This window comes from Pseudoalteromonas sp. SM9913, from assembly GCF_000184065.1.
Taxonomy (GTDB): domain Bacteria; phylum Pseudomonadota; class Gammaproteobacteria; order Enterobacterales; family Alteromonadaceae; genus Pseudoalteromonas; species Pseudoalteromonas tetraodonis.
In genome coordinates, this window is sequence record NC_014803.1 from 1,918,641 (window position 1) to 1,944,950 (window position 26,310).

At 40.2% G+C, this 26,310-nt stretch carries 19 protein-coding genes and 1 pseudogene; 14 read left to right on the plus strand and 6 right to left on the minus strand.

Annotated elements, in window-relative coordinates:
* Positions 1-374 precede the first annotated feature (374 nt).
* Positions 375-1,688 carry a Na+/H+ antiporter NhaC family protein gene (locus tag PSM_RS08750; RefSeq protein ID WP_013465160.1) on the plus strand — a complete coding sequence of 438 codons (1,314 nt, stop codon included), beginning with the start codon at positions 375-377 and terminating at the stop codon, positions 1,686-1,688.
* Positions 1,689-1,806: 118 nt separating this feature from the next.
* On the plus strand, positions 1,807-2,595 hold the full coding sequence (locus PSM_RS08755; protein ID WP_024602952.1) for a nucleoside-binding outer membrane protein: 789 nt from the start codon (positions 1,807-1,809) through the stop codon (positions 2,593-2,595).
* 66 nt (positions 2,596-2,661) lie between these two features.
* On the opposite strand, the gene PSM_RS08760 is transcribed toward PSM_RS08755, so the two are convergent.
* Positions 2,662-3,459 (minus strand): M48 family metallopeptidase, encoded by a 798-nt coding sequence (locus tag PSM_RS08760; protein WP_013465162.1) that lies wholly within the window; start codon positions 3,457-3,459, stop codon positions 2,662-2,664.
* A gap of 170 nt (positions 3,460-3,629) precedes the next feature.
* Between PSM_RS08760 and PSM_RS08765 the strand changes: the two genes are divergently transcribed.
* Entirely contained in the window at positions 3,630-4,829 is a 1,200-nt protein-coding gene (locus PSM_RS08765; protein WP_013465163.1) for a Bcr/CflA family efflux MFS transporter, read from the plus strand.
* A 27-nt stretch (positions 4,830-4,856) separates the two neighbouring features.
* On the opposite strand, the gene grpE is transcribed toward PSM_RS08765, so the two are convergent.
* Positions 4,857-5,468 carry a nucleotide exchange factor GrpE gene (grpE, locus tag PSM_RS08770; RefSeq protein ID WP_013465165.1) on the minus strand — a complete coding sequence of 204 codons (612 nt, stop codon included), beginning with the start codon at positions 5,466-5,468 and terminating at the stop codon, positions 4,857-4,859.
* A 58-nt stretch (positions 5,469-5,526) separates the two neighbouring features.
* The gene (locus PSM_RS08775; RefSeq protein WP_016900402.1) at positions 5,527-6,492 is read right to left on the minus strand and encodes an HrcA family transcriptional regulator; all 966 of its coding nucleotides are present in this window, start codon (positions 6,490-6,492) and stop codon (positions 5,527-5,529) included.
* Between the two features lie 338 nt (positions 6,493-6,830).
* Here PSM_RS08775 and nadK point away from each other — a divergent pair, with 338 nt between their 5' ends.
* From nadK to PSM_RS08795, 4 genes are all read left to right on the plus strand, one after another.
* Positions 6,831-7,715, plus strand: a complete 885-nt coding sequence (gene nadK / locus PSM_RS08780; RefSeq protein WP_013465167.1) for an NAD(+) kinase — start codon at positions 6,831-6,833, stop codon at positions 7,713-7,715.
* Positions 7,716-7,990: 275 nt separating this feature from the next.
* Positions 7,991-8,548, plus strand: a complete 558-nt coding sequence (locus PSM_RS08785; RefSeq protein WP_013465168.1) for a hypothetical protein — start codon at positions 7,991-7,993, stop codon at positions 8,546-8,548.
* Between the two features lie 75 nt (positions 8,549-8,623).
* The gene (gene recN / locus PSM_RS08790; RefSeq protein ID WP_013465169.1) at positions 8,624-10,297 is read left to right on the plus strand and encodes a DNA repair protein RecN; all 1,674 of its coding nucleotides are present in this window, start codon (positions 8,624-8,626) and stop codon (positions 10,295-10,297) included.
* Between the two features lie 48 nt (positions 10,298-10,345).
* Positions 10,346-10,663 carry a hypothetical protein gene (locus PSM_RS08795; RefSeq protein ID WP_013465170.1) on the plus strand — a complete coding sequence of 106 codons (318 nt, stop codon included), beginning with the start codon at positions 10,346-10,348 and terminating at the stop codon, positions 10,661-10,663.
* A 222-nt stretch (positions 10,664-10,885) separates the two neighbouring features.
* On the opposite strand, the gene PSM_RS08800 is transcribed toward PSM_RS08795, so the two are convergent.
* On the minus strand, positions 10,886-12,301 hold the full coding sequence (locus PSM_RS08800) for an FAD-dependent oxidoreductase (RefSeq protein WP_013465171.1): 1,416 nt from the start codon (positions 12,299-12,301) through the stop codon (positions 10,886-10,888).
* 9 nt (positions 12,302-12,310) lie between these two features.
* On the minus strand, positions 12,311-16,768 hold the full coding sequence (gltB, locus tag PSM_RS08805) for a glutamate synthase large subunit (protein WP_013465172.1): 4,458 nt from the start codon (positions 16,766-16,768) through the stop codon (positions 12,311-12,313).
* Positions 16,769-17,494: 726 nt separating this feature from the next.
* On the opposite strand from gltB, the pseudogene PSM_RS08810 reads away from it, so the two are divergent.
* From PSM_RS08810 to PSM_RS08835, 6 genes and pseudogenes are all read left to right on the plus strand, one after another.
* A pseudogene (locus tag PSM_RS08810) lies at positions 17,495-18,750 on the plus strand (efflux RND transporter periplasmic adaptor subunit).
* 35 nt (positions 18,751-18,785) lie between these two features.
* Positions 18,786-19,496, plus strand: a complete 711-nt coding sequence (locus tag PSM_RS08815; protein ID WP_013465175.1) for an ABC transporter ATP-binding protein — start codon at positions 18,786-18,788, stop codon at positions 19,494-19,496.
* 3 nt (positions 19,497-19,499) lie between these two features.
* Complete coding sequence (locus PSM_RS08820) at positions 19,500-20,813, plus strand: ABC transporter permease (RefSeq protein ID WP_013465176.1); 1,314 nt, start codon at positions 19,500-19,502, stop codon at positions 20,811-20,813.
* A gap of 14 nt (positions 20,814-20,827) precedes the next feature.
* The gene (locus PSM_RS08825; RefSeq protein ID WP_013465177.1) at positions 20,828-22,033 is read left to right on the plus strand and encodes an ABC transporter permease; all 1,206 of its coding nucleotides are present in this window, start codon (positions 20,828-20,830) and stop codon (positions 22,031-22,033) included.
* Between the two features lie 85 nt (positions 22,034-22,118).
* Positions 22,119-23,447, plus strand: coding sequence for a sigma-54-dependent transcriptional regulator (locus tag PSM_RS08830; protein WP_013465178.1), 1,329 nt, complete (start codon positions 22,119-22,121; stop codon positions 23,445-23,447).
* Positions 23,447-24,751 carry a sensor histidine kinase gene (locus PSM_RS08835; protein WP_013465179.1) on the plus strand — a complete coding sequence of 435 codons (1,305 nt, stop codon included), beginning with the start codon at positions 23,447-23,449 and terminating at the stop codon, positions 24,749-24,751. Before PSM_RS08830 ends, PSM_RS08835 begins: the two co-directional genes overlap by 1 nt.
* A gap of 201 nt (positions 24,752-24,952) precedes the next feature.
* Here the strand turns inward: PSM_RS08835 and PSM_RS08840 are convergent, their stop codons facing one another.
* Complete coding sequence (locus PSM_RS08840; RefSeq protein ID WP_008113155.1) at positions 24,953-25,291, minus strand: Grx4 family monothiol glutaredoxin; 339 nt, start codon at positions 25,289-25,291, stop codon at positions 24,953-24,955.
* 264 nt (positions 25,292-25,555) lie between these two features.
* On the opposite strand from PSM_RS08840, the gene PSM_RS08845 reads away from it, so the two are divergent.
* Complete coding sequence (locus PSM_RS08845; RefSeq protein WP_010388603.1) at positions 25,556-26,137, plus strand: superoxide dismutase; 582 nt, start codon at positions 25,556-25,558, stop codon at positions 26,135-26,137.
* The last annotated feature ends 173 nt before the right edge of the window (positions 26,138-26,310 follow it).

Consider the following 26,310-nt stretch of genomic DNA (forward strand, 5'->3'; position numbering starts at 1 on the left):
AGAGTAAATCGCCCCTAGGCAGAACCCTTCGGGCAGCGCCTGTTTGGCATTGATGATGCGTTATCGCCTATTTATGGGGAACAACCACACCACATAGGCTCTGCCTTGCCTAAATACCAAACAGACTGCTGCAAATTTAACCTTGAAAGATCAACAGACCCTCATAATAATAACAGATAGTCTTTGCATTTAGCCATCTATACATTTAAACTTCTTTTTTTGCGCCGATTTGGTCTTTGGCTTGCGGGCGCTGTTGGATTACTTATCTGGTTAGATAGTAAAACAAACAACTAAATTCAGCTAAAAGAGGGATGCTTTGGCTGTTTAATATATCAATCGACTTCGATTGCTATGAATAATTAACGAGGATTATGATGCAGCCATCATTTGATAAAAATAAAGCAAGATTTTCTTTGCTTCCCCTACTCACCTTTGTTGCTATTTTTTTAGGCTCAGGCTTATATTTACAATCTCAAGGGGTTGATTACGCGTTTTATCAACTCCCAGCACCAGTCGCTATTTTACCCGCGATTGTTTTAGCCTTTATTTTAAATAAAACCAGCATCAACCAAAGCGTAGAAACCTTTATAAAGGGCGTAGGTAATAACAATATTATTACCATGTGTCTTATTTACTTACTAGCGGGTGCTTTTTCGGCGGTTGCTGGTGCTACCGGCGGTGTAGATGCGGTTGTTAATGCCGGACTTTCACTTATTCCCCCTTCGTTACTACTACCTGGTTTGTTTTTAATAGCGGCGGTTATTTCTACTGCTATGGGCACATCAATGGGAACTATTGGTGCTATTGGCCCAATTGCCTATGCAGTATCTATTAAAACAGGAATTGATCCTGCTTTAATGGCCGGTACCATTGTATCTGGTGCTATGTTTGGTGATAACTTATCAATAATTTCTGACACCACGATTGCTGCTACGCGTACGCAAGGCTGTGAAATGAAAGATAAGTTTAAAGAAAACCTTAAAATTGCTGTTCCGGCCGCCATACTCACTATTGCATTGCTATTATTTTTAACGCCTGCAGCACAAGTAGTTGATACCAAAGACTACGATATTTTATTAGTACTTCCTTATGCCTTTATTTTAGTCCTGGCGGTAATGGGCTTTAATGTGTTTGTAGTGCTGTTAAGCGGTATTGTGTTTGCCGCATTAATGGGCTTTACCGGCAGCTATGAAGGTGCAAGCTTTGTAAAAGATATTTACAAAGGCTTTAGTGAAATGCAGGAAATATTTTTACTGTCTATGTTTATTGGTGGCCTCTCTGAGTTTATTCGTATTAATGGCGGCCTCGACTATATCGCTCAAAAAATTCAAGCTATTACTAAAGTTATTGCCAAATGGCACCGTAAAGTAGCCGATCAGTTAGGGATCGCGGCATTAGTTGTCACCAGTAATATGTGTATTGCCAATAATACCGTGTCTATTATTGTGACAGGCCCTATTGCTAAAAAACTGGCTGATGATGGCGAAATTAGTGGTAAACGTTCTGCCAGTTTATTAGATATTTTTGCCTGTGTTACCCAAGGGTCTTTACCTTATGGCGCGCAAGCATTATTACTCGGTGCTACATTTAAAATTAGCCCGTGGGATGTTTCAACCTCATCTTACTACTGCTTTATTTTAGCCTTTACTGCTATTGCTGTTATTTGTTTGCGCCGCAATAAAGCATAATCTCCCTTTTTACAGTGTATTAGCTGCGTGCTAATGCACTGTTTATCACAATAAATAATTAACAAATTAACCGTGTTTGCTATAATGTGATATTCAGCGTGTCACATAAAATATGGTTATGAAAATTAAAAACTTACTTCCTCTCGTTGCACTAAGTGCGTGTGCATTAAGTTCAACAGCTACCGCTGCTAATTGGAGCAATACGGCGCTTCATATTAATAACGGCAACCACAAAAACCCATTTACTGAACAAAAATCTAATACCACGGTGTACTCAATTGAGCATGCTTCTGGGCATGATTATGGCGATAACTTTTTCTTTATTGATTACAGTACCGACAGCAACGATGATGGCTTTCAAGATCAAGACTTTTACTTTGAAGGTTACTCTACCCTTAGTTTATCTGCGGTAATGGACGAAAAAGTAGCGTCAGGGGCGCTTGTTGATGTTGGCCTAACCATGGGTATTAATGCTGCAGGCGATGCCAAAGTAGTTAAATATTTACCAGGCGTAAAATTAAGCTGGGATGTGCCTGGTTTTAATTTCTTTTCAACCCTTATCAGTGCATACATTGATGATAGCGAAGGCGTTGCAAAAGGCGGTGCACCCATTGAAACTAACAGCTGGATGTTTGATGTAGCCTTTGATTACCCGTTCATGATTGGCTCGCAAAAGTTTAACGTAAAAGGACATGCAGAGTACATTGCTGAACGAAAAGATGAGTTTGGTAACGATGTGCGTGCTTGGTTTTTAGCCCAACCTATTATTGTATGGGATATGGGACATGCGCTAGAAATGAAAGAAAATACCTTACTGTTAGGTATGGAATGGCAATACTGGCACAATAAATTTGGTACTGATGTTAGTGAATCAGTACCGCAAGTTCATTTAGAGTGGACTTTCTAATATATAATTGAATGTTTTAATTATAAAAAATAAAACCTGTCATTAGACAGGTTTTTTTATGGCTGATCACAACTTACACTGCGGATTTTTACCTTGTGCTTTAGCTGTTTTTTGCTCGCTAAGCGCTTTACTCATTTGCGATTGTAAATTTGCAATACGGCTCGTTGGTGCTGGGTGAGTTGATAAAAACTCTGGCGTAGCCCCACTGCCCGCTTGGCTCATATTTTGCCAAAGTGTTACAGACTCTTTGGGATTAAACCCTGCTTGCGCCATAAGATCTAAACCAATTGTATCTGCCTCTGACTCATGTGAGCGACTAAAGGGTAAAACCACACCATATTGAGCGCCTAAACCAAGGCCTTGCATAATTTCATTACGGTATTGCACGTTACCCATTTCAAGCGCCGCATTGCCCAGCTGCATACCCGTTTGTAAAATAGAACTTTGTGAGACCCGTTCATTTGAATGCTCAGCAATCACGTGTCCAACTTCATGACCTAAAACAGTGGCAACCTGATCTTGATTTGTGGCTATTTTTAAGAGCCCCGTATGTACACCAATATAACCGCCAGGCAATGCAAAGGCGTTTGCAGATTCATCTTCAAATACCACCACTTCCCAATTTTGAGATGCATATTCTGTAGGAAGCACGGCCACTACTTTTTCAGCAATGCAATTGACGTAACTGTTTACTTTTGGATCTTTATTTATCGGCTGCGTTTTTTTCATCTCTGCAAAACTGGCAGTACCCATTTGAGTCATTTGTTGATCTGAGTAAAGCGCAATTTGCGTTCGCCCAGTTGGTGATGTTTTACAACCTGCTAATACTGCACTGGCTAGAACTACCAAAACCAATTTTTTCATTGTGTTACCCTAAAAAAGTTTGTTACTAAGTATAGAATAGCAAACGCGGTGTTAGTTTAAAATCTTTGCTTTTTGCAATTAAACAATTAAGTTAGCAGGCAAACTAAGTTTATCCAAGGCTATTGCCCTGCTATAATGCTGGGCCTATATTCGTTGTTTTGAGTTTTTAAATGAGCGCTTCGGCTTCTTCTTTTAATACCCGTATTTTATTGCCTTTATTAGCCAGTATTGTCGCGATCACGCCTTTAGCCATTGATATGTATTTACCGGCGATGCTGGTGATTGCCAATGATCTCAATACCAGCATGCCAAATGTTCAAATATCGTTGAGTATATACTTAGCGGGTTATGCATTGGGCATGTTATTTTTTGGCCCCATAGCCGATCAAATTGGCAGGCGTAAACTGGCACGGATAGGTCTCAGTTTATTTGGCTTAAGTTCACTGGCGTTAGCATTTACCACTGAAGTGCATACTTTTTGGCTGTTAAGAGCTGTACAGGCATTTACAGGCGCGGCCGCTACGGTTGTCGTCCCTGGGATCATTAGGCATATATATCAAAAAAATACTGCTAAAGGTATGTCTTACGTGTCTATGATTATGATGATAGCACCGTTACTTGCCCCCTCTATCGGCTCGGTCATTTTAGGCTTTTCGGTATGGTCGACTATTTTTATTGTTTTAGCGACCTATAGCTTTGTTATTTTACTTTTTGTGCAACGTTACTTAATCGATATTCCAATATTTAAAAATGAGCGAAAAGGATTAGCATTATTCTTCTCAAGTTATAAAGTGGTATTAAGTAATACGCACGCCCGCGCCGATATTTTAAGCTCGATGTTTGTGTCGTTTGGCTTTTTTTGCTTTTTAACGTCCGTCCCTTATATTTACCTCGACCTATTTAAAGTATCAGAACAATTGTTTGGCCTGTTATTCGCTTTTAATGTAATGGCGTTGATGTTTGGTAATTTTTTAAATACTCGCGTAGTGCCACGTATTGGCTCACGCAAAATGCTTTATTATGGCTTAATGTGTGGCTTTATCTCTGGCGCAGCATTACTTAGCTTTAGCGTATTAAACTTGTCACTTTACTTTATTGTTGCGGCTATTGCTCCGTTGATGATGAGCCTAGGTATAATAGCAAGTAACGCAGATTCATTGATTTTGATGAAATTTGAGCAAAATACAGGGACTGCAACGGCGGTTATTGGCACCTTACGTTTTGGTAGTGGCGCATTAGTAGGCCCTATATTAGCGGTAATGCATGCACAAAGTGCAGTTCCATTTTCAAGTTTAATGTTCAGCGCAGTTGTACTCACTATCCTAGTGCAGTTAGTTCATTATTTTAAAGACAAAAAAAATGCCTCATAATGAGGCATTTTTTAATTGTATACTTAATTAAGCATCAGCTGCTTTAGATACCATAACCATTGCAGGACGTAATAAACGACCGTTTAATGTGTAACCTTTTTGCATTACTGCTAACACAGTATTCGGCGTCACATCATTACTTGGCTGAATCGACATTGCTTGATGAAAATCTGGGTTAAACTGCTCACCTTGTGGGTTTACAATTTCAACGCCAAATTTAGCCACTGCATCGTTAAAGCTTTTTACTGTCATATCAATACCTTCTAACAAAGGCTTAAGCGTTTCATTTTCTTTATCAGAGAACTCAATAGCACGCTCTAAGTTATCTATAACAGGAAGTAATTCGTTAGCAAATTTTTCAAGTGCAAATTTGTGCGCTTTCTCAACATCTTGTGCAGCACGACGACGCATATTGTCAACGTCAGCAGCAGCGCGAACGACGCTATCTTTCTGATCTGCAATAGTTTGTTTTGCCGCTTCTAACTCAGCATATAACATTGCAATTTCTGCTTCAGGGCTTTGCTCTTGCTCGGCGTGTTGTTCTGCTGCTTCTACTGCAGCCTCAACGTCGGCTTCCATTTGCGCCACTTCTTCGTTCAATTCTACTTCTTGCTCTGGGTTTTGTGTCTGCTCAGACATAAAATATACGCTCCAATTCTTTACAACTGCGGTAATTATGGGGATTGAATAAAAAGATTCAAGAGCCCGATGGCTCTAATAATTTAAATTCTTGGATTATTTTCTCTAATTGCGCTGATTTCGGACAAATAACACAAAAACGACTTTGATATTCCTGATTTTGAAAGTACGGCACAGTGATCACAATGAGATCATCACAAGTACTAAAAGGTAAATTTTCAGCACTGAGTATAGAGACCCCGTTTTTAAATGCGAGCTTATCTTCCACAAAATTTAAAAATGAAACACCAATATTAAGACTTTGCTCACAATCTATTTTTTTATAAAGGTAGTTTTCGCCCACCACAATACTGTTATCTGAGCCTAATTTTTGGCTTAACTCACGCGTCCATTGAGTTAAAGAGTCATGACAATTACGCGGTGCCGTATTTGCCATGGCCTGCATTCTGTATAGCCCTTCAATGAGCGTTTGCTGGCTAAATACAGTGTTAAGCCAAGTAGCAAACTCGTAGCGTTGGCCGTCACTGGGATCATCAGGCTTGTTAATGCAAATATTATGGCTTTGCCCTGCTCTGTCTAAAAGTAAGATAAGCCAGTTATTAGCGTCAAAGTCGAGTACTTCTACTCTAAATACCTGCTGAGTTCTAACTTGTGGTAGCCCCACACAACAGCATACTTGATAACGTTGACTCAAGCCATGTGCCAATTCGACTAGCTCAGCCTGCTCAGGCTGCCAATAATTAGCAATAGCACCCAAAGTAAAAAACTCATCAAACCAATAGTCAAAGCCATCATTGGTGGGGACTCGTCCTGCAGATGTATGTGGTGAATACAATAAGCCTATTTTTTCAAGGCGTGCCATCGCGTTGCGAACAGTGGCAGAACACACCGCCATACCTTTTTGTTTTGCAATTTTTGTTGAAGGCACAGGTAAGCCATCACCATTACAGTACAGGCTCATAACAGCGGCAAAAATTTGCTGGTCTCGAGGATTTAATTTCATGTTATCTACATCTTTACGCATGACTGTTATATCGGGGCTAGGTATTATTATTTCAAGTATAAGAAATTTAATAAATCTAAATTTTACAGTGAATTAATTAAATCAATTAGTCACTATTAAGCTCTGTTATTTTTGCGGATTAAAATTTGTTCAAACTAGGGGCGATTTAATCGCGATACGAGCTTTGTAACCTAGTGGCCGAAGTGAAAACCGAAAACAAAAAGTTAATCGCCTCTAGTCAAAACCCTTCAGTCAGTGTCTGTTTCGCATTGAAAGGACAACAGACCCTAAGATCTGTGTTTTCAAACACTTCTGTTTTAGGTTACTCTACCAATACCGAAACTTTCAGTGTATTTATTATGGACTCTCCCTTTAACACTATTGGCTTGATTGGTAAGCCAAATCATCCTAATGCAGCCGCTACGTTACAACGATTACATACGTTTTTATTAGCTTTAGGCTTTGAGGTGATTGTTGAAAAACGCACGGGAGGTCAACTTAGTGATGTACCTGAGGAGAAGCTCGTAAAACTCGTTGATTTGGGAGCGCGCGCCGATTTAGCCATTGTGGTTGGTGGTGATGGCAATATGCTTGGCGCTGCAAGAGTACTCGCTCGTTTTGATATTGCGGTAATCGGTGTAAACAGAGGCAATTTAGGCTTTTTAACCGATTTAAATCCAGAAGGATTTGAAGGCAGTTTAGAACAAGTACTCAGTGGCGATTACATTGAAGAAAAACGTTTTTTATTAGAAGTAGAAGTGTACCGTCATAACGAACTTAAAAGCGCTAATTCGGCAGTAAACGAAGCGGTGCTTCATGCTGATAAAGTAGCACACATGATTGAGTTTGAAGCATTTATTAACGATGATTTTGTATTCTCACAACGCTCTGATGGATTAATTGTATCGACTCCAACAGGTTCAACAGCCTACTCTTTATCGGGCGGCGGCCCTATTTTAACCCCAGAACTCAACGCCATGTCATTGGTTCCTATGTTCCCGCATACTTTATCAAGCCGCCCTTTAGTGGTAGATGCCGATAACGAAGTACGTTTAAAGCTTAGTTTAGAAAATACCGATAGCTTACAGGTAAGTTGCGACAGCCATGTTGTACTTGCCGTATTACCCGGTGATGAGGTCGTTATTCGCAAAGCAGATAGAAAATTACGGTTAATTCACCCAAAAAATTACTCTTATTATAATGTGCTTCGTAAGAAGTTAAACTGGGGTAGCCGTTTATACTAAAAACGGTTGAGCTTTTAGGACTGAGAGTTGTTTAATTGAGAGGCGATGTAATCGCAGCAAGAGATAGTTAATCGAGTGGACAAAGTAAAAAGCGATTAAAACTACTGCGCATGCTCATATCCCTTGCCTCTAAACAGGTAGGCAAGGCTGAGTCTCTTTGAGTGTGCATGTTTCACCCCAAAAGATAAACAATCTCTCAGTTATTGCCAAACATGCAACTTTAGAGCAAAATATCGGGCTAGATTATTAATCATCACCATCAGGAAATTGTAGCAATGACTTATGTAGTATTTCTTGCTTTATTATTGTTAATTACTTTACTTGGCAGTTACTTACTCATTGAAAGTAATCGTAAAAAGACTATTGAAGCAAAGAAAAAGCTGTTTAACGAGCGCGTTGCAAGTACTCAATCACGTTTAAAAATAAAACTTAACGAGTTACTTGATGCAAAAGTCATTAGTGCTAAACACCTTCCTCGAATTCAAGCCGTTGTCAGTAATTTTTTTGTGGTACAGCCACACACTGATGAAAATTTAAATAAGCTAGAATCGCTATGCGATTTACTTATTAATATACTTAACGAAGAACTAATAAAAACCTATAAAAATAATAACAGCCAAGCTTTTTCCGATACCACTCAATATTTCATAGCAGAGTTACCAGCTCAAGGTATTTTATATAATAAAAACTTTTATCAAGAAGTCCTTCCTACGCTAATTTTAAAGTTAAAAACTGAAGACATAGCGCAACCAGTTGATAGTATTGACCTTAACGATGAAAACCTCCCTATTGATGAAGAAAAAAAAACATTAATTGAGTCCAGCCTTGCTTAAAATATAGAAATTTAATTTGCAAAAAACCAAAACACTGTATAAATTAACAGTTAATTCACTGGATGGATGAACAGTATGTTAATTGGTTTAGAAATTAAAAATTTTGCAATCGTAAGTAATTTAAGCACAGAATGGCATTCGGGTATGACCGCTATCACCGGTGAAACGGGAGCAGGTAAATCAATCGCCATTGATGCATTATCATTGTGTCTTGGAGAGCGAGCAGAAGCGTCTGCTGTGCGCCCAGGTACTGATAAAGCAGAGGTAAGTGCACAATTTGATTTAAGCAATTTACCACTCGCTCATGCTTTTTTAGAAGAGAACATGCTTAATAACGACGACAACGAATGTTTACTTCGTCGAGTTGTTTGTAAAAATGGTCGCAGTAAAAGCTACATTAATGGCAGCCCAGTTACCGCTGCACAACTAAAAGAGCTAGGCCAATATTTAATTTCTATTCATGGTCAACATGCGCACCAGCACCTATTAAAGGCAGAGCATCAGCTACAATTACTCGATGCATATGCAGGCCATCATAATCTTGTTAATGCTGTAAGCCAGCGTTATAAACAATTTGCTGACTTACAAAAAGAATTTAAACAGCTAGAACAACAGCAGCAGCAACAAGCCGCACAAAAGCAACTATTGGAGTATCAAGTCGCAGAGCTTGATGAATTTGCATTGCAGGCAGATGAATTTGAGCAAATAGAAGCCGAACATTATAAACTCAGCAATAGCCAAACTATATTGCAAGTCTGCCAGCGCGAGTTGCAGCATTTATATGAAAATGATGAACAAAATGCGTGTTCCATTATACAGCACAGCGCCCAACAATTTACTGAACTTGCACAGTATGATGAAAGCTTAGCCAGTGTGGCAACATTATTATCAGAAGCCGCTGTTCAAGTTGAAGAAGCAAGCCGAGAAGTTCGTAATTACACTGAACAAGCCGACTTGGATCCTCAGCGATTAACTGAAGTAGAAAATAGACTCAGTGGTGCAATGGACTTAGCCAGAAAACACCATATAAAACCCCAAGAGCTCGTTGGATTTCATCAAACTATTGCACAAGAGCTTGAGTCGATAAGTAATAACAGCTCACGTCTTGAGCAACTTGAAGGTGAAATTGAACATGCCCTTGAGGATTATCAAAACGCCAGTGAACAATTAAGTGCAAGTCGCCACCAGTATGCGAATACATTAAATGGATTGATCAGCGAAAGCATGGCTAATCTATCTATGGAAAATGGCGTATTTGAAATAGCATTGACTGCACAAAACGATCGCGCTCCAAATAGCTTAGGCTTTGATAATGTTTCGTTTTTAGTATCAACAAACCCAGGGCAACCATTGCAACCTTTAGCAAAAGTAGCCTCGGGTGGTGAGCTATCACGCATTAGTTTGGCTATTCAGGTTATTATTGCGCAAAAAGTCACGACCCCTACGCTTATATTTGATGAAGTGGATGTTGGTATTTCTGGCCCAACAGCTGCTGCTGTTGGTAAACTACTGCGCCAACTAGGTAAGTCTACGCAAGTAATTTGTGTAACCCATTTACCGCAAGTGGCCAGTAGCGCTCATCAGCAGTTTTTTGTTGCCAAAGAAATTGCAGACGGTGAAACATTTACGCATATGCTGGCATTGAATAAAGATGGTCGAGTAAATGAGATTGCTCGATTACTGGGTGGTGATAACATTAGCAAAACAGCTAAAGCAAATGCAAAAGAGCTTATAAAAGCGCACGGATAAAGTGAATCGCTTTATAGTGCGTTACCTTGATACGGTGAGGATACATTAATGCAAACGACGGTCATTTATTTTGGCTTAGCAATTAACTGGCTGCTACTGATTGTCAGTATACTTTTGGCTGTTTTTAGTAAGTTTAAACATACACAATTTAAGCAGAGCTTATATCGCTTTTTAAATGTGGCATTAATTGTACATATTGTTATTGCTGTTATGTTAGTTTTTAGCAGCACAGCTATTAGTGGCTTAATAACACTAAGTTGGTTAGTTATTGGCCTACAGCTTGTTTGTAACGTTATTTGCTATAAAAGTGTGAAACGCCGACAAGCCAGAGTGAAACCGAGCCTAGATCACTTCTCGATGGATTAACTAACAGCGCGTTTAAAAAAGCCCACAATCTATGTATTGCGGGCTTTTTTATTTGTAAAATCTTATAATTGTAAATAGCTAGGTCAAAACCTACGTCCCTTTTTGTAGACCTTAAACACCGACTATGGAACCATAAATATTTACCTTTGTTTGTAAAACTGAGGAAATAAAAAAAGCAAACCCGAAGGTTTGCTTTTGACTCCATTCTAACAAAAGCATTATTTACACTTTTAAATAATCCATAATGCCTTCTGCAGCGTTACGCCCCTCAAATATAGCGGTGACCACTAAGTCTGAACCACGAACAATATCGCCACCAGCAAATATTTTAGGATTAGTGGTTTGATGTGTAAATTCACCTTGCTCGGGTGCATTAATACCACCCCAGTGGTTAATTTCAACGTCGTACTGCTCTAGCCAATCCATTTTATGTGGCTTAAAACCAAATGCCATAATCACTTGTGTGGCTTCAATAATATGCTCTGAACCCGGTACTTCCTCAGCGCGACGGCGGCCGTTTTCATCTGCCTCGCCAAGCTGAGTTTTTACCATTTTAACACCGGCTACAGCACCTTTGTCATCAAGCACAATCCCTTTAGGCTGAACGTTATAAGTAAAAATGACGCCCTCTTCTTTGGCATTTTTTACTTCGCGTTTTGAACCAGGCATGTTCTCTTCATCACGACGATAAGCACACGTTACTTTTAACGCGTTATGACGAATAGAGGTACGCACACAGTCCATTGCTGTATCACCACCACCTAGTACCACTACTTTTTGGTTTGCCATATCAATGCAAGCTTGTTTAGACTCATCGTAACCCATAACACGGTTAGTGTTACCAATTAAAAATGGCAGGGCATCATGCACCCCCGGCGCATCTTCGTTCTCAAGCCCCGCTCGCATACTCTGATAAGTCCCCACGCCCAAAAATACAGCGTCATACTCATTAAGTATTTCATCCATGCTAATGTCTTTACCTACTTCGACATTAAGCTTGAATTCAACACCCATTTCGGTAAATATTTCGCGACGTTTTTGCATGACTTCTTTTTCTAATTTAAAAGAAGGAATACCAAAGGTTAACAGCCCACCAATTTCAGGGTGACGGTCAAATACCACAGGCTTTACGCCATTACGCACTAAGATATCTGCACAGCCCAGGCCCGCAGGCCCTGCGCCAATAATGGCAACTTTTTTATCAGTCCATGTTACATAGGACATGTCTGGTTTCCAGCCCATTTTAAACGCGGTGTCGGTGATGTATTTTTCAATATTACCGATTGTTACTGCACCAAACTCTTCATCTAATGTACATGAGCCTTCGCATAAGCGGTCTTGCGGGCATACTCGTCCACACACTTCTGGCAAACTGTTAGTACGGTGCGATAGCTCAGCGGCCTCTAAAATGCGCCCTGTACGGATCAGTTTTAACCATTGTGGAATATAGTTATGTACTGGACATTTCCACTCACAATAAGGGTTACCACAATCAAGGCAACGATCCGCTTGTGAATTAACCTGATTTTCTGAAAAGGGTTCATAAATTTCTACGAACGATTTTTTACGCGACGAGATTGGTTTTTTGCGTGGGTCTACACGCTGCACGTCTATAAATTGATATACATTTTCGCTCATACTGCCCCCTTATTGCGCCTGAACACGTAGTTCGGCGCTACTGCGAGCGCGGTGCCCGAGTAAACTTTTTACGTCACTTGATTTAGGTTTTACTAATTTGAACATCGGTAAATAAAGTTCAAAGTTAGCTAAAATAGTTTCTGCTCTGCATGAGCCTGTTAGCTCTAAATGATCAGCAATTAAGCCGCGTAAATGCTCTTGATGTGAACTTAAGTCATCTAAAGTAACCACTTCAACCAACTCTGGGTTAATGCGTTTCTCAAAATCACCTCGTTCATCTAAAATGTAAGCGAAACCACCGGTCATACCTGCACCAAAGTTCACTCCTACATTACCAAGTACACACACAACGCCACCGGTCATGTATTCACAACCGTTATCACCTACGCCCTCAACAACAGCTTGCACGCCTGAGTTACGTACAGCAAAACGCTCGCCTGCACATCCTGCTGCAAACAATTTACCGCCGGTTGCACCATATAAACAGGTATTGCCAATAATTGTTGCTTTATGACTTTCAAATGACGAACCCAATGGTGGGCGAATAACTAGCTTACCGCCAGCCATGCCTTTACCAACGTAATCGTTAGCATCGCCAACCAAAGTCATTTCAAGGCCACCGGCATTCCATACACCGAATGACTGACCAGCTGTACCATGTAATTCAATAACTACCGGATCTGCGGCCATGCCTTGATTACCGTATTTATCAGCAATATACCCAGAAAGCATGGCACCTACTGATCTGTCGGTATTACAAATACGACTTACTAATGAAATGCCGCTTGAGTTATCTATTGCCTCTTGTGCCTTGCCTAGTAAGCTCTCATTTAACTCACCTAAATAATGCGAGCTATTTGGTGCACTGCAAAACAGAGTTTCACCTGTTGGGTTATTTGGCTGAGCGATAACCGCTGATAAATCTATTTTTTGCTGCTTCGCTGTTTTGCCTTCAATGGCTTCGAGTAAGTCTAAGCGACCAATTAAATCGATTAGGTTTGCAACCCCTAAACTTGCCATAATTTCACGCGCTTCTTGAGCAATGAACTTAAAGTAATTCATCGCCATTTCTGGCAGACCATGATAATGCTTTTGACGTAATGTTTCGTCTTGTGTTGCCACACCTGTCGCACAGTTATTTAAGTGACAGATTCGTAAGTATTTACAGCCTAATGCAACCATAGGCCCTGTGCCAAAGCCAAAACTTTCGGCGCCTAAAATGGCCGCTTTGATGATATCAAGGCCGGTTTTTAAACCACCATCTGTTTGCAGGCGAATACGATGGCGAAGGCCATTTTCTACCAATGCTTGCTGTGTTTCAGCAAGTCCCAACTCCCATGGGCTGCCAGCGTATTTAACCGAGGTTAATGGACTTGCACCTGTGCCACCATCATAGCCTGAAATGGTAATTAAGTCGGCATACGCTTTTGCTACACCGGTTGCAATTGTGCCAACACCCGGTTCAGATACCAGTTTTACTGAAATCAATGCATTCGGGTTTACTTGTTTTAAGTCAAAAATAAGCTGGGCTAAATCTTCGATAGAATAAATATCGTGATGCGGCGGAGGTGAAATAAGTGTCACACCCGGTACTGAGTAACGAAGCTTGGCAATATAGGGAGTGACTTTTTCACCCGGTAATTGTCCGCCTTCCCCAGGTTTAGCGCCTTGTGCCACTTTTATTTGAATAACATCAGCGCTACGTAAGTAATGTGGGGTGACACCAAATCGACCCGAAGCTACTTGTTTAATACGTGAATTTTTTTCTGTACCGTAACGCAGCTTATCTTCGCCACCTTCACCAGAATTTGAGCAGCCACCTAAACGATTCATGGCAATTGCGAGTGCTTCATGCGCTTCTGGCGATAATGCACCAATACTCATGGCGGCTGAGTCAAACCGTTTATAAAGCTCAGTGGCAGGCTCTACCTCATCAATACTTATACCCTTTTCTGGCAGTTTTAAAGCCAACATATCACGCAGAGTCGCGACTGGACGTTGATTTACTAGCTTTGCGTATTCGCTGTAATCACTGTACTCGCCGCTACGTACTGCTTTTTGTAACGTTTGAATCACATCAGGGTTGTAAGCATGGTACTCGCCGCCGTGTACGTACTTAAATAAACCACCATGGCTTAATAATTTACGTTTACTAAGCGCCAGTTTATGCAAGCTTTGCTGATCGTCATCAAAGTCGCTAAAACACGCCCCTTTAATACGACTCGCCACGCCTTTAAAACACATCTCAACAATAGCGTCCGATAGACCAACTGCTTCAAACAGCATTGAACAACGATATGAAGCCACGGTACTAATGCCCATTTTAGACATGATTTTGTACAAGCCTTTATTAATTGCTTGACGATAAGCCAGTGTAACTTCACAGTATGACTTATTAATTACCTTGGTATCGCTCATAGCCACAAGTGACTCGTACGCTAAATACGGGTAAATTGCGGTTGCACCAAATCCAAGTAGTACCGCAAATTGATGCGCATCGCGAACGCTGCCAGTTTCAATAATAATATTTGACTCACAGCGTAAGTTATTATCTACCAAGCGTTTTTGTACCGCACCCACCGCCATAGCAGCAGGAATAGGTAATTGATTGTCATCAAAGTTACGATCCGTTAATACCAGCATAATACAGCCAGATGCGGCTTTTGCTTGTGCTTCATCACAGATGCGCTTAACCGCATTCTCAAGGCCTTCTTCTACGGTGTAAGTAATATCAATCTTACAATAGCTGTAATGCGCTTCATCGGCGTTAAGTAGCTGCTGCATATCAGCATACATTAAAATAGGCGTATCAAATTGCAGGCGTTTAGCGTGCCCTGTTGTTTCATTAAATACGTTTTGCTCACTGCCAATACACGTTGCAAGCGACATTACATGGTTTTCACGTAACGGATCAATTGGCGGATTAGTAACCTGAGCAAACTTTTGACGGAAATAATCATAAAGTGAACGGTGCCCTTCGCTCAGTACGGCAAACGGCGTATCGTCACCCATTGAGCCAGTGGCTTCTTGCCCATTTTCACCCATGACACGAATGACGCTGTCTAGCTCTTCGTTAGTATAGCCAAACATCTTTTGGTATTTGACAAGGGTTTCATCATCAAATGAGCGATTGCCCGCATCTTGCTCGGTAAGTGCTTCAAAAGGCGTTAATCGTTTAACGTTTTCTTCTAACCACGACTTATAAGGGTGGCGTGATTTTAAATCTTGGTCAATTTCATCTGAATGCCAAATTTTACCCAATTTAGTATCAATAACGAGGAGTTCGCCCGGGCCTACACGTCCTTTTTCTACCACCTCGTCAGCGGTGTAATCCCATATACCCACTTCAGAGGCTAAAGTAATAAAGCCATCTTGAGTAATAATATAACGCGCAGGGCGCAGGCCATTACGGTCTAGGTTACAGGCTGCAAAACGCCCATCCGACATAACAATCCCTGCAGGGCCATCCCACGGTTCCATATGCATCGAATTAAAATCATAGAATGCACGTAAGTCGTCATCCATAGCACGGTTTTTTTGCCATGCTGGCGGCACTAGCATGCGCATCGCACGGAATAAATCCATACCACCAGCTAAAAACAGCTCTAGCATATTATCGAGGCTAGATGAGTCAGACCCTGTTTCATTAACAAACGGCGCTGCGCTTTGTAAATCAGGAATAAGCGGCGAAGCAAATTTATAAGAGCGTGCACGGGCCCACTGACGGTTACCTTCAATAGTATTAATTTCACCATTGTGCGCTAAATAACGAAATGGTTGCGCTAAAGGCCAGCGAGGCTGTGTGTTTGTAGAGAAGCGTTGATGAAAAACACAAATAGCACTGGTCATGCGAATATCAGCAAGATCGAGATAAAAATTTGGCAAGTCAGCAGGCATCATTAAGCCTTTATAGATGGTGACTAGCCCAGATAAGCTCGCAATATAAAATGATTCATCATCCATCAAGCGCTTTTCTGCACGACGACGTGCAACATATAAACGTCGCTCTAAATCTTTAGAACGCCAACCTTCTGGCGCACTAATAAAAATTTGTTCAAACCCAGGCAATTGCTTTAGTGCTATAGGTCCTAACATTGATGGATCGGTAGGGACAACACGCCAACCTAAAATATTAAGCGTTTCTTTTTCTAGTTCTTCGCTTAAAACATCTTTAGCTGCTTGTGCTAATACCGGATCAGCATTGAGGAAAATCATCCCAACGGCGTAATTTTTACCTAAATGCCAATTATTTTCAGCAGCAATAGCACGAAAGAAGCTGTCTGGTTTTTGAAGTAACAAGCCACAACCATCACCCGTTTTACCATCAGCAGATATACCGCCGCGGTGCTGCATGCGATCTAAACCGGTGATCGCCGTACGGATGAGTCGGTGACTCGCTTGGTTATTAACTTGGGCTATTAAGCCAAAGCCACAATTATCTTTTTCTAGTTTTGAGTCATATAACATGGACCCCTCCCCTTGCTGCACTGTTAACGTGGATGAACGGCTCGACGATTTGCTAACAGACGATCAAAATTAGCGTTATTCCTAACCTGAGTCAATATCTTTCTGAATACATATTCATTATATTGAATATATTTCAACTTCATTAAAAATCATAAAATAATGCTAAATATTAACATTTGAGTAGATATTGGATCGAAAACTTTAATGACACCGGTGTTATTTTTAAGAACTTGTAAATAAAACCTCCTCACAACAGGCAGTTTACGTAAACGTAAAGTAGGCTTAAAATGAATAACTATTCACCAGATATCATTCCATCATTTTTGCTTTATTCGTAATACATCTAAACATGACATTTAATTACATCGACTTCTATTAGCACATAGTTTATTCAATGAATTTGCACGTTAGTCTTATGCTATGCATTAATTAACAACTTTCTTTGCTTTACGTTGAGGTAATCTCACCCCACAGCCAAATCAAAAAAGTGCCCGCAGCGGACACTTTTTATGTCCGCGGACACATAAAAAGAAAGTTTAAAAATAAAAAGTAATTAAATTCAACAAGATAAAAAATGGCACGCTATTCGAATATTCCATAACTATATAAATTTTGAGGGCATTTGAATGTTTACTATTGGCTTATTTTTAATTTCACCAATTATTCTGTTTATTGCCTCGCTAATGATTACTGTGTTTGAAAAACACTAAGCAAAGAGAACAAATAATGATTAAAGACACTAGCGGGCAAGACACGCAAATCTCACGACCTATAAATTTTAAAAAAACATATGGCTGTTTATATTTACTGTGGGCTTAGTTGCTCTATGTGTATATGCATTATTAAATACTGATCAAGAAGGTACTATCTCGGTTGATAGAGTAAGCCTACAAATAGCCACAGTGGTGCGCCAATCACTAATACGTGATGTTGCAGCCAGCGGTAAAATTGTAGCCGCCAGAGCACCAAAAGTTTACAGCCCTGAACGAGGCTTTGTTTCATTGAAGGTAAATGCTGGTGACTCAGTCAAACTGAATGATGTAATAGCCATGGTTGAGAGCCCCGAGCTCACAAACGAATTAAAGCAGCAACAGTCTGTTTTAGCTCGTCTTGAGGGCGAGCTACAACGTAAACACCTTGAGGCACGCCGCCAATCATTAAGCTTAAATAAAGCGCTTGATCTAGCACAAGTAGAATTAAACGCTGCCGATAGAGAAAATCGCAGAGCGACTTTGTCAATGCAAAAAAATGTGATCAGTCAAATTGATCATGAAAAAGCCATTGATGAGCTTACCCGTGCAAAACTTTCTTATAAACATGCAGAGCAAGAAGTTGAATTGTCCAAAGATACACTTGCTTTTGAACTACAGGCCGCTAAACGAGATGTCACTCGTCAACAACTGATTGTCGATGATCTACTTCGCAAAGTTAATAACTTAACAATTAAAGCCACTGTGTCAGGGATTGTAGGTAACTTACTAGTTCAACAAAGAGAAGCGGTAACACAAAGCCAACCACTAATGACTTTAGTTGATTTGAGCAATTTTGAAGCAGAACTACAAGTCCCTGAAAGTTATGCAAATGACCTTGGTTTAGGTATGGACGTAGAGATAACAATGGGCGCTAGCAAAGTGATGGGTACCCTTTCTGCCATTTCACCAGAAGTCAATAATAGAGAAGTCACAACACGTGTACGTTTTAACAAAGACATGACGGGCATCAGACAAAACCAACGATTAACCGCACGTATTTTATTAGAAAATCGTGACGATGTTTTACAGGTTAAGCGTGGGGCATTTTTACAACAAGGCGGCACACAGGTTTATAAAATTACCGGTGATACAGCTCAGCTCATTGATATTTCAATTGGTGCAACCAGCATTAATGCGGTTGAGTTAATTTCAGGGGTTCAAGCTGGCGATGAATTGATTATCTCAAGCTATAACAGTTTCAAACACACACACACGTTATTACTTCGCTAACAATCGCGTAGAACCAAATAATAAAAGGAAAAAGCATGTTAAAGATGAATAATATAAGTAAAGTATATCAAACTGAAATGGTGCAAACCCATGCATTACGTGACTTTAATCTGCACGTTGATGAAGGCGAATTTATTGCTGTAACAGGCCCTAGCGGGTCAGGAAAAACGACCTTTTTAAATATCGCTGGAATGTTAGAGCCCTTCTCCGCAGGTGAATACTTACTTGATGGAATTGATGTCGGTAAGTTAAACGATAATCAACGTGCAGATTGTCGAAATCAAAAAATAGGCTTTATCTTCCAAGGGTTTAATTTAATACCTGACTTAAACTTATATGAAAATATTGAAGTACCGCTACGTTATAGGGGTATTAAAGCCGCAGAGCGTAAACGTCGCATTGAAAAATGCTTAGAACAAGTTGGCCTTGCCTCTCGGGCAAAACATTTGCCACAGCAACTCTCTGGCGGACAGCAACAACGAGTGGCCATAGCACGGGCGCTTGCTGGCGAGCCACGATTTTTATTAGCCGATGAACCTACCGGTAATCTCGACAGCCTTATGGCTCGTCAAGTAATGGAGCTGCTTGAACAAATCAATCGCGATGGCGCAACCATTGTCATGGTCACCCATGATGCAGAACTTGCTCGGCGTGCCCCTCGAAATATTCAAGTTGTAGACGGTCAACTTGCTGATTTCACCTTGTACCAAGGTGCACAAAACCTTAAAAATGTTGCTGGAGCCTAAGCCATGCTTCTACATTACCTCGATTTAAGTTGGCGCAGCTTCAAGCGCACACCGTTAGTAAGCTTTTTAATGGTACTGGCGATTGCCATTGGTATTGGCATCACTATGACGAGTTTAAGCGTTTATCACATGATGTCAGCGGATCCCATTGCGCATAAAAGTAGCCAGCTCTATGCTGTGCAGTTGCAAGTAATGGATGATGGCCACACTTGGTGGACGTCTGATAACCTCCCGCTACAACTAACTTATCAAGATGCTGCAAACCTATATAAATCAGAGATAGGTGGCCAGCGTTTAAAAATGGTGCGCAGTGGATTCTCTGTTTACATAGACTCTGACACAGTAAAACCTTTTAGCCAAAGTGCGAGACTAACAACCCCAGAATTTTTTAATATGTTTGATCTTGAGTTTCTCTATGGTGAAAAATGGTCTCAGCAGCAAGAAGAAAACGCGACCCCCGTTGTTGTGATCAGTGAAGAGTTAAATAATAAGCTTTTTGCTGGCGAAAATTCAGTGGGTAAAATTATTTACCTTGATGATGCGAGTTATGAAGTGGTTGGGGTTACTAGAAACTGGCCATTAACCATCAAATACTACGATTTAAATAATGGTTCATTTAATGACCCTGAACAACTTTTTATGCCATTTAGTCTTCTTGAAGCAAAACAGCTTGGTAATTGGGGGAATACCAATGGTTGGAAACATGAGGATGTTAGAAGCTTTAGTGCCAAGTTACAGTCAGAAATGGTGTGGATTCAATTCTGGGTTGAATTAACTAACGAACAACAAAAAAATGATTATGAAAATTATTTATTAGCCTACATGCAAGAGCAACAAAAGCTTGGTCGTTTTAATCGCAAAGAGTTAGCTTACAGTATTCGAGATGTTAACCAGTGGATGGCCTATAACAACGTGGTCAGTGAAGATAACAAAATTTTAGTCGCACTTAGTTTTATGTTTTTGGCTGTATGTTTGGCGAATATTCTCGGCTTATTACTTGCAAAATTTTTACGTCGAGCTCCAGAAGTCGGTGTACGCCGTGCACTTGGAGCCAGTAAGCGACAGATTTTTATGCAACATATTATCGAAGTCGCCATGCTAGGACTATTAGGTGGGCTACTTGGTATTGTCCTTGCCCAGTTTGGCTTATTGGGTGTTCGCCAAAGCTATAGCTACTACGAAAGCTTAGCGACCATGGATTTAACCATGTTATTGAGCGCCCCACTCATTGCAATTAGCACCTGCATAATAGCTGGGCTTTACCCTGCTTGGCTGGTATGTAAAACCAATCCTGCAATTTACCTAAAAAGCCAATAAGGACGAACACTATGATGTTAGAAATTAAACCTATTTTCCATGCACTGTGTCGATCTAAAGTTGGTGCGCTGCTGTTACTTATCCAAATAGCTATTACTACTGCTATTGTCAGTAACGCAGCGTTTATTATTCAAGATAGAATGACTTATCTTAATCAGGATACAGGATACCCCGAAGATGAAATACTTGCTTTTCATGTCATGCACTTTGGCAAAGATGTCAAAAGCCACCAACAATTTGAACTTGATGAAGCGATGTTAAGAGCTTTACCCGCAGTGAAAGACGCCGCCTATATAAACAACATCCCCTTATCGGGAAGTGGTAGCTCTTCTGACTTCAGTATAAATTCAGCCCCTGAGCCTGGGCTTTCTGCAAGAACTGCTTACTTTTTTACAGATGATCATGCAATTAACACGCTTGGGGTTGAACTTATTGCTGGACGCAATTTTAGAGAAGACGAAGTTGTTGTAACTAACGATAATGATCAGCGAGCCAATGTTACCATTGTGACACAGGCATTATTAAATGAGCTATTTCCTGATGAAGATGGATTAGGAAAAACAATATTCCTTGGTGATATTCCAATGAAAGTCATTGGTGTAATTAAGCATGCAAAAGGCCCATGGCTCAAAGGCAGCCGCCCAAATAATGTCGCATTAATTCCTTATATAAATCCTAATATCTCGGGGAGTTTTTTAGTTCGCACAGCAGCCAATGAGCGGGCAAATATTGCTAAACGAATTGAAGACGAGATGCTAGAAAATTACAACAAACGTGTAATTATTCGAATTCGGGGCCTTGACCAAGATAAAGCCCAATACATGGCTGAAGACACATTGATGATGCGTATGTTAATTGTGCTCATAACCATACTGGTATTGGTAACCGCACTGGGCATTTTTGGTTTGACGCTATTTAATATAAATAAACGTACCAAGCAAATTGGAACCCGTCGTGCTTTAGGCGCTCGTAAATCTGCAATTGTTAATTATTTTTTAGTTGAAAATGCGCTGATTTGCATTGCTGGCTTATTTTTAGGTGCTATTTCAGCACTTTTACTCGGTCAGTTATTAATGCAACATTTTTCAATAGCGGCATTACCATCAAGTTATATTGCTGTCACGGCAATCATGGTGTTTACAATGAGTCTTTTGGCTGTATTTGGCCCAGCTAAACGCGCAGCAAATATTTCGCCGAGTATCGCAACCCGAACCATATAGCACAGCTCCCAACCTATGCTACACTGGCTAAACGCGGTGTAGCATTTTCAATATTTAAATAATAATAAACAGCGATTAAATTAACATGGAAAAAATACTTATCGTTGATGACAATCCTGCAATTTTAGATGCTCTGTCATTATTGCTAGAGATTCACGACTATAAAGTGGTTACTGCAAATAGCCCATTTGAAGCTATTCAAATTGTGCAATACCAGCGTATTGCACTTGTACTTCAAGATATGAACTTTAGTAACGACACAACTTCAGGAGAAGAGGGAAAGTTACTCTTTTATCAACTCAGAGAGCTAAATCCCCATCTGCCCATTATTCTGATCACTGCATGGACCGAGCTTGAAACAGCCGTTGAACTTGTCAAAGCCGGTGCGGCTGATTATTTACCAAAACCATGGGATGATGCCAAGCTTCTTACCTGTGTTAAAAACCTAATTGAACTAGGAAAGACAAAAAAACAAAATCAAACCTTATTGCGCCACCAGCAAGAGCGGGATGCATCTTTAGAAAATGCTAATTTAGTAGGTTTAATTTATCGCAGTACGGCCATGGAGCAATTAGTTAAAATGGCATTACAAGTCGCCAAATCTGATGTCTCAGTATTAATAACAGGCCCAAATGGCAGTGGTAAAGAGCGCATAGCACAAATTATTCAAGCAAACTCACCTCGCCAAAATGCTGCGTTTATTACGGTCAATGCAGGTGCCCTTCCCCATCAACTAATAGAAGCAGAATTATTTGGTGCAGAAGCAGGCGCTTTTACTGGGATCACAAAACAAAGGATTGGTCGATTTGAAGCAGCTGACGGTGGCACATTATTTTTAGATGAAATAGGTAATCTCCCTTTATCAGGGCAAATGAAGCTCCTACGGATTTTACAAACTGGAGAATTCGAGCGCTTAGGTTCAACCCAAACTCGAAAAGTTAATGTCCGTGTAATATCAGCGACCAATGAAAACCTAACAGATGCAATCAGTAAAGGGCTGTTTAGAGAAGACTTATACTACCGCTTAAATGTGATTGAACTTAACCTACCAAGTCTTAGCCAACGACCGGATGACATACTTCCTCTTATTCGTCATTTTTTAGTAGAACGTGAGCTGGATTTACAATGCGAAAACCTACTTTTAGCCCATTCATGGCCCGGTAATGTTCGTGAGCTTGAAAATGCATGTAAACGTGTCAGTGTGCTCAAACCCAGCGGTGAGATAAGCATCGACGACTTTGGTTTAACTCCTGTTACGTCTCAAACACACACTCAAAAAGTAGAGCCTAACAAACAACAAATTGAGGATGCTATGCGTTTACATAAAGGGGTGATTGCCAAAGTAGCACGTGAGTTTGGCCTTAGCAGACAAGCACTGTACCGTCGTCTTGATAAGTTTGAGATTGCCTACTAATGGTTAAATCAGGATACCGCTTCTCTTTAACGTCTAAAGTGATTTTAGTATGCGTATTTTCCTCTGTGATCCCTGTTTTTATCTGTTGTTGGCTGCTGGGTGTTGACGCTATAAAAACAGCACTAAGTGTCATTTTTACAGCCATTCTAAGTAGTTTATTGGCTCATCGACTCAGTGGTAAACTGGTTCAAGGTATTACTTCATTAGAAACTGGCTTATTAAATTTTAAGGATGGGGAACTATCGACTTTACTGGCCTATAACCATAATGATGAATTAGGTCATTTGTGCCAGCTTTATAACCAAACTGCAAAGCAATTAAGACAAGAAAAACAATGGGTTTACCAACGAGAGTTAATGCTTGATAAGGTATTACAAAACGCCCCTCAAGCTGTATTATTGGTTAATGATAATGATTTTATTGTTTATAGTAACCACAGTGCGAGAGATTTTTTTAATGCAAGTACAGCCCTTGAAGGCGAAAAAATCTCAGCATTATTGTCTAAAGCCCCACAGCAAATAATTAATGCCGTTAATAAAGGCGTAGATGGTTTATTTATTCTTGATAAAACAGAACAAGAACCGCAAACATGGCATCTTTCAATGGGTCGCTTATTGCTTAACAACCAACACCATAGGTTGTTTGTTTTTAAACAGTTGACCCGCGAATTGAGCCGCCAAGAAGTTGAAGTTTGGAAAAAGGTTATTAGGATCATTAGCCATGAACTCAATAACTCACTAGGGCCTATGTCATCCATGTTACATAGTGCACAACTGTTAACGCAAAAAGTGGATGAACCTCGTTTAAAGCGCGTTTTCACTACCATTGAAGAGCGAATAAAGCATTTAAACGAGTTCGTTCAAGGCTATGGTAGGTTTGCTAAACTTCCACCACCTAAAATAACAACGGTTGACTGGCATTCATTACTCGATCAATTACAAAGCCAATGGCAATTTAATTTCGACCTTCAAAAAGACATCACTACAAAAGCCGATCAAACCCAAATAGAACAATTGCTGATTAACCTGTTGAAAAATGCACATGAATCAGAGTCGCTAGCAGAGCATATTAGTTTAAAAGTAACACAAGATAGCCTTGGCACTCATATTAATGTGAGCGACAAAGGAAAAGGTATGAGTGAAACAGTTATGGTCAGTGCGCTTATCCCTTTTTATTCTACCAAGGTGGCAGGAAGTGGATTAGGTTTGGCACTGTGTCGAGAAATTGTTGAAGCCCATCATGGGCAAATTAGCCTACACAATCGGGACGTCGGCGGGATCAGTGTTTTTGTAAGTTTACCTTGAGAGTTGTTTAGCTTTAAGGCTGAAAACTCATCTAATTTAGAAATGATACAATCGCGTTCTGAAGTTTATGACCTAGTGAGCTAAGTAAAAACCGCGAAAAGCTGCCTATTCATTCGGTACTGTCATCGTATAAGCAACTATGAGTAAATACTTTATAGACATAAAAAAAGCTGCAAATTGCAGCTTTTTTTACCTAAACGCTTATTCAGCGTCTGCAGGTTTATGCTTTGCAGCTGTTTCAGTGATCAGTGGTTGTAATTCACCACGTTGAAACATTTCAATGATAATGTCACAGCCACCAATTAACTCGCCTTCAACCCAAAGTTGCGGGAAGGTAGGCCAATTAGCGTAAGCAGGAAGCTCTGCACGAATGTCTGGATTAAGTAAAATATCCACATATGCAAACGGTTCACCGCACGACATTAATGCTTGTGATGCTTGTGAAGAAAAACCACAATTAGGCAGTTTTGGTGATCCTTTCATGTATAAGATGATTGGGTTTTCAGCAATTTGCTGTTTAATTTTATCGATGGTTTCCATTTACAACCTCAAAATGACGATAGCGAACACATTAGGCCTTGAAAAAGTTTCACTGTGGCCTCAGATATATAGATTAACATAGGCAATTAAAGCCTCAATCTTAAATAGCTTTAGCAAGAGCATTGCTGTTTGCTAAAACTTGAGTAAAATACTCAACAATTATAGTAACACTATATTCCTGTTTGGTATAGATAAGTGCCCTGTTTGCGCAGGCATTACGTATTACTAAATAGACTATCAACCAAAAGAAGATGGAGATAAAAAATGGCATTTGAACTACCGTCACTACCGTATGCAATTGATGCACTTGAGCCACATATTTCACAAGAAACGTTAGAGTTTCACCATGGTAAACACCACAACACTTATGTGACTAAACTTAACGGTTTAATCCCAGGCACTGAGTTTGAAGGTAAATCACTTGAAGAGATCGTATGTTCTTCAGAAGGCGGTGTATTTAACAACGCTGCTCAGATCTGGAACCACACTTTCTACTGGAACAGCCTATCTCCAAATGGCGGTGGCGCTCCAACAGGTGCAATTGCTGATGCAATTAACGCTAAATGGGGCTCATTTGACGCATTTAAAGACGCGTTAAACGACAAAGCAGTAAATAACTTTGGTTCAAGCTGGACTTGGTTAGTTAAACTAGCTGATGGTTCACTAGACATCGTTAATACATCTAACGCTGCAACACCATTAACAGATGCAGGTGTTACACCAATCCTAACAGTGGATTTATGGGAACACGCATACTACATTGATTACCGTAACGTGCGTCCAGATTACCTTAAAGGTTTCTGGTCACTAGTTAACTGGGAATTCGCGAACGCTAACTTCGCATAATTAGTTTTAAACTAATCTTTAAAAAGACGCTTAGGCGTCTTTTTTTATGCCCGCTACTTTATTTGATTCCGTTTATACGTAGGTTGTTTTCTAAAAGTGCATCATGATCATTTTTCATATAAATTTTTAATTTTATTGCACAAAAATTTAAATTCGTGACTAGACTTTTAATA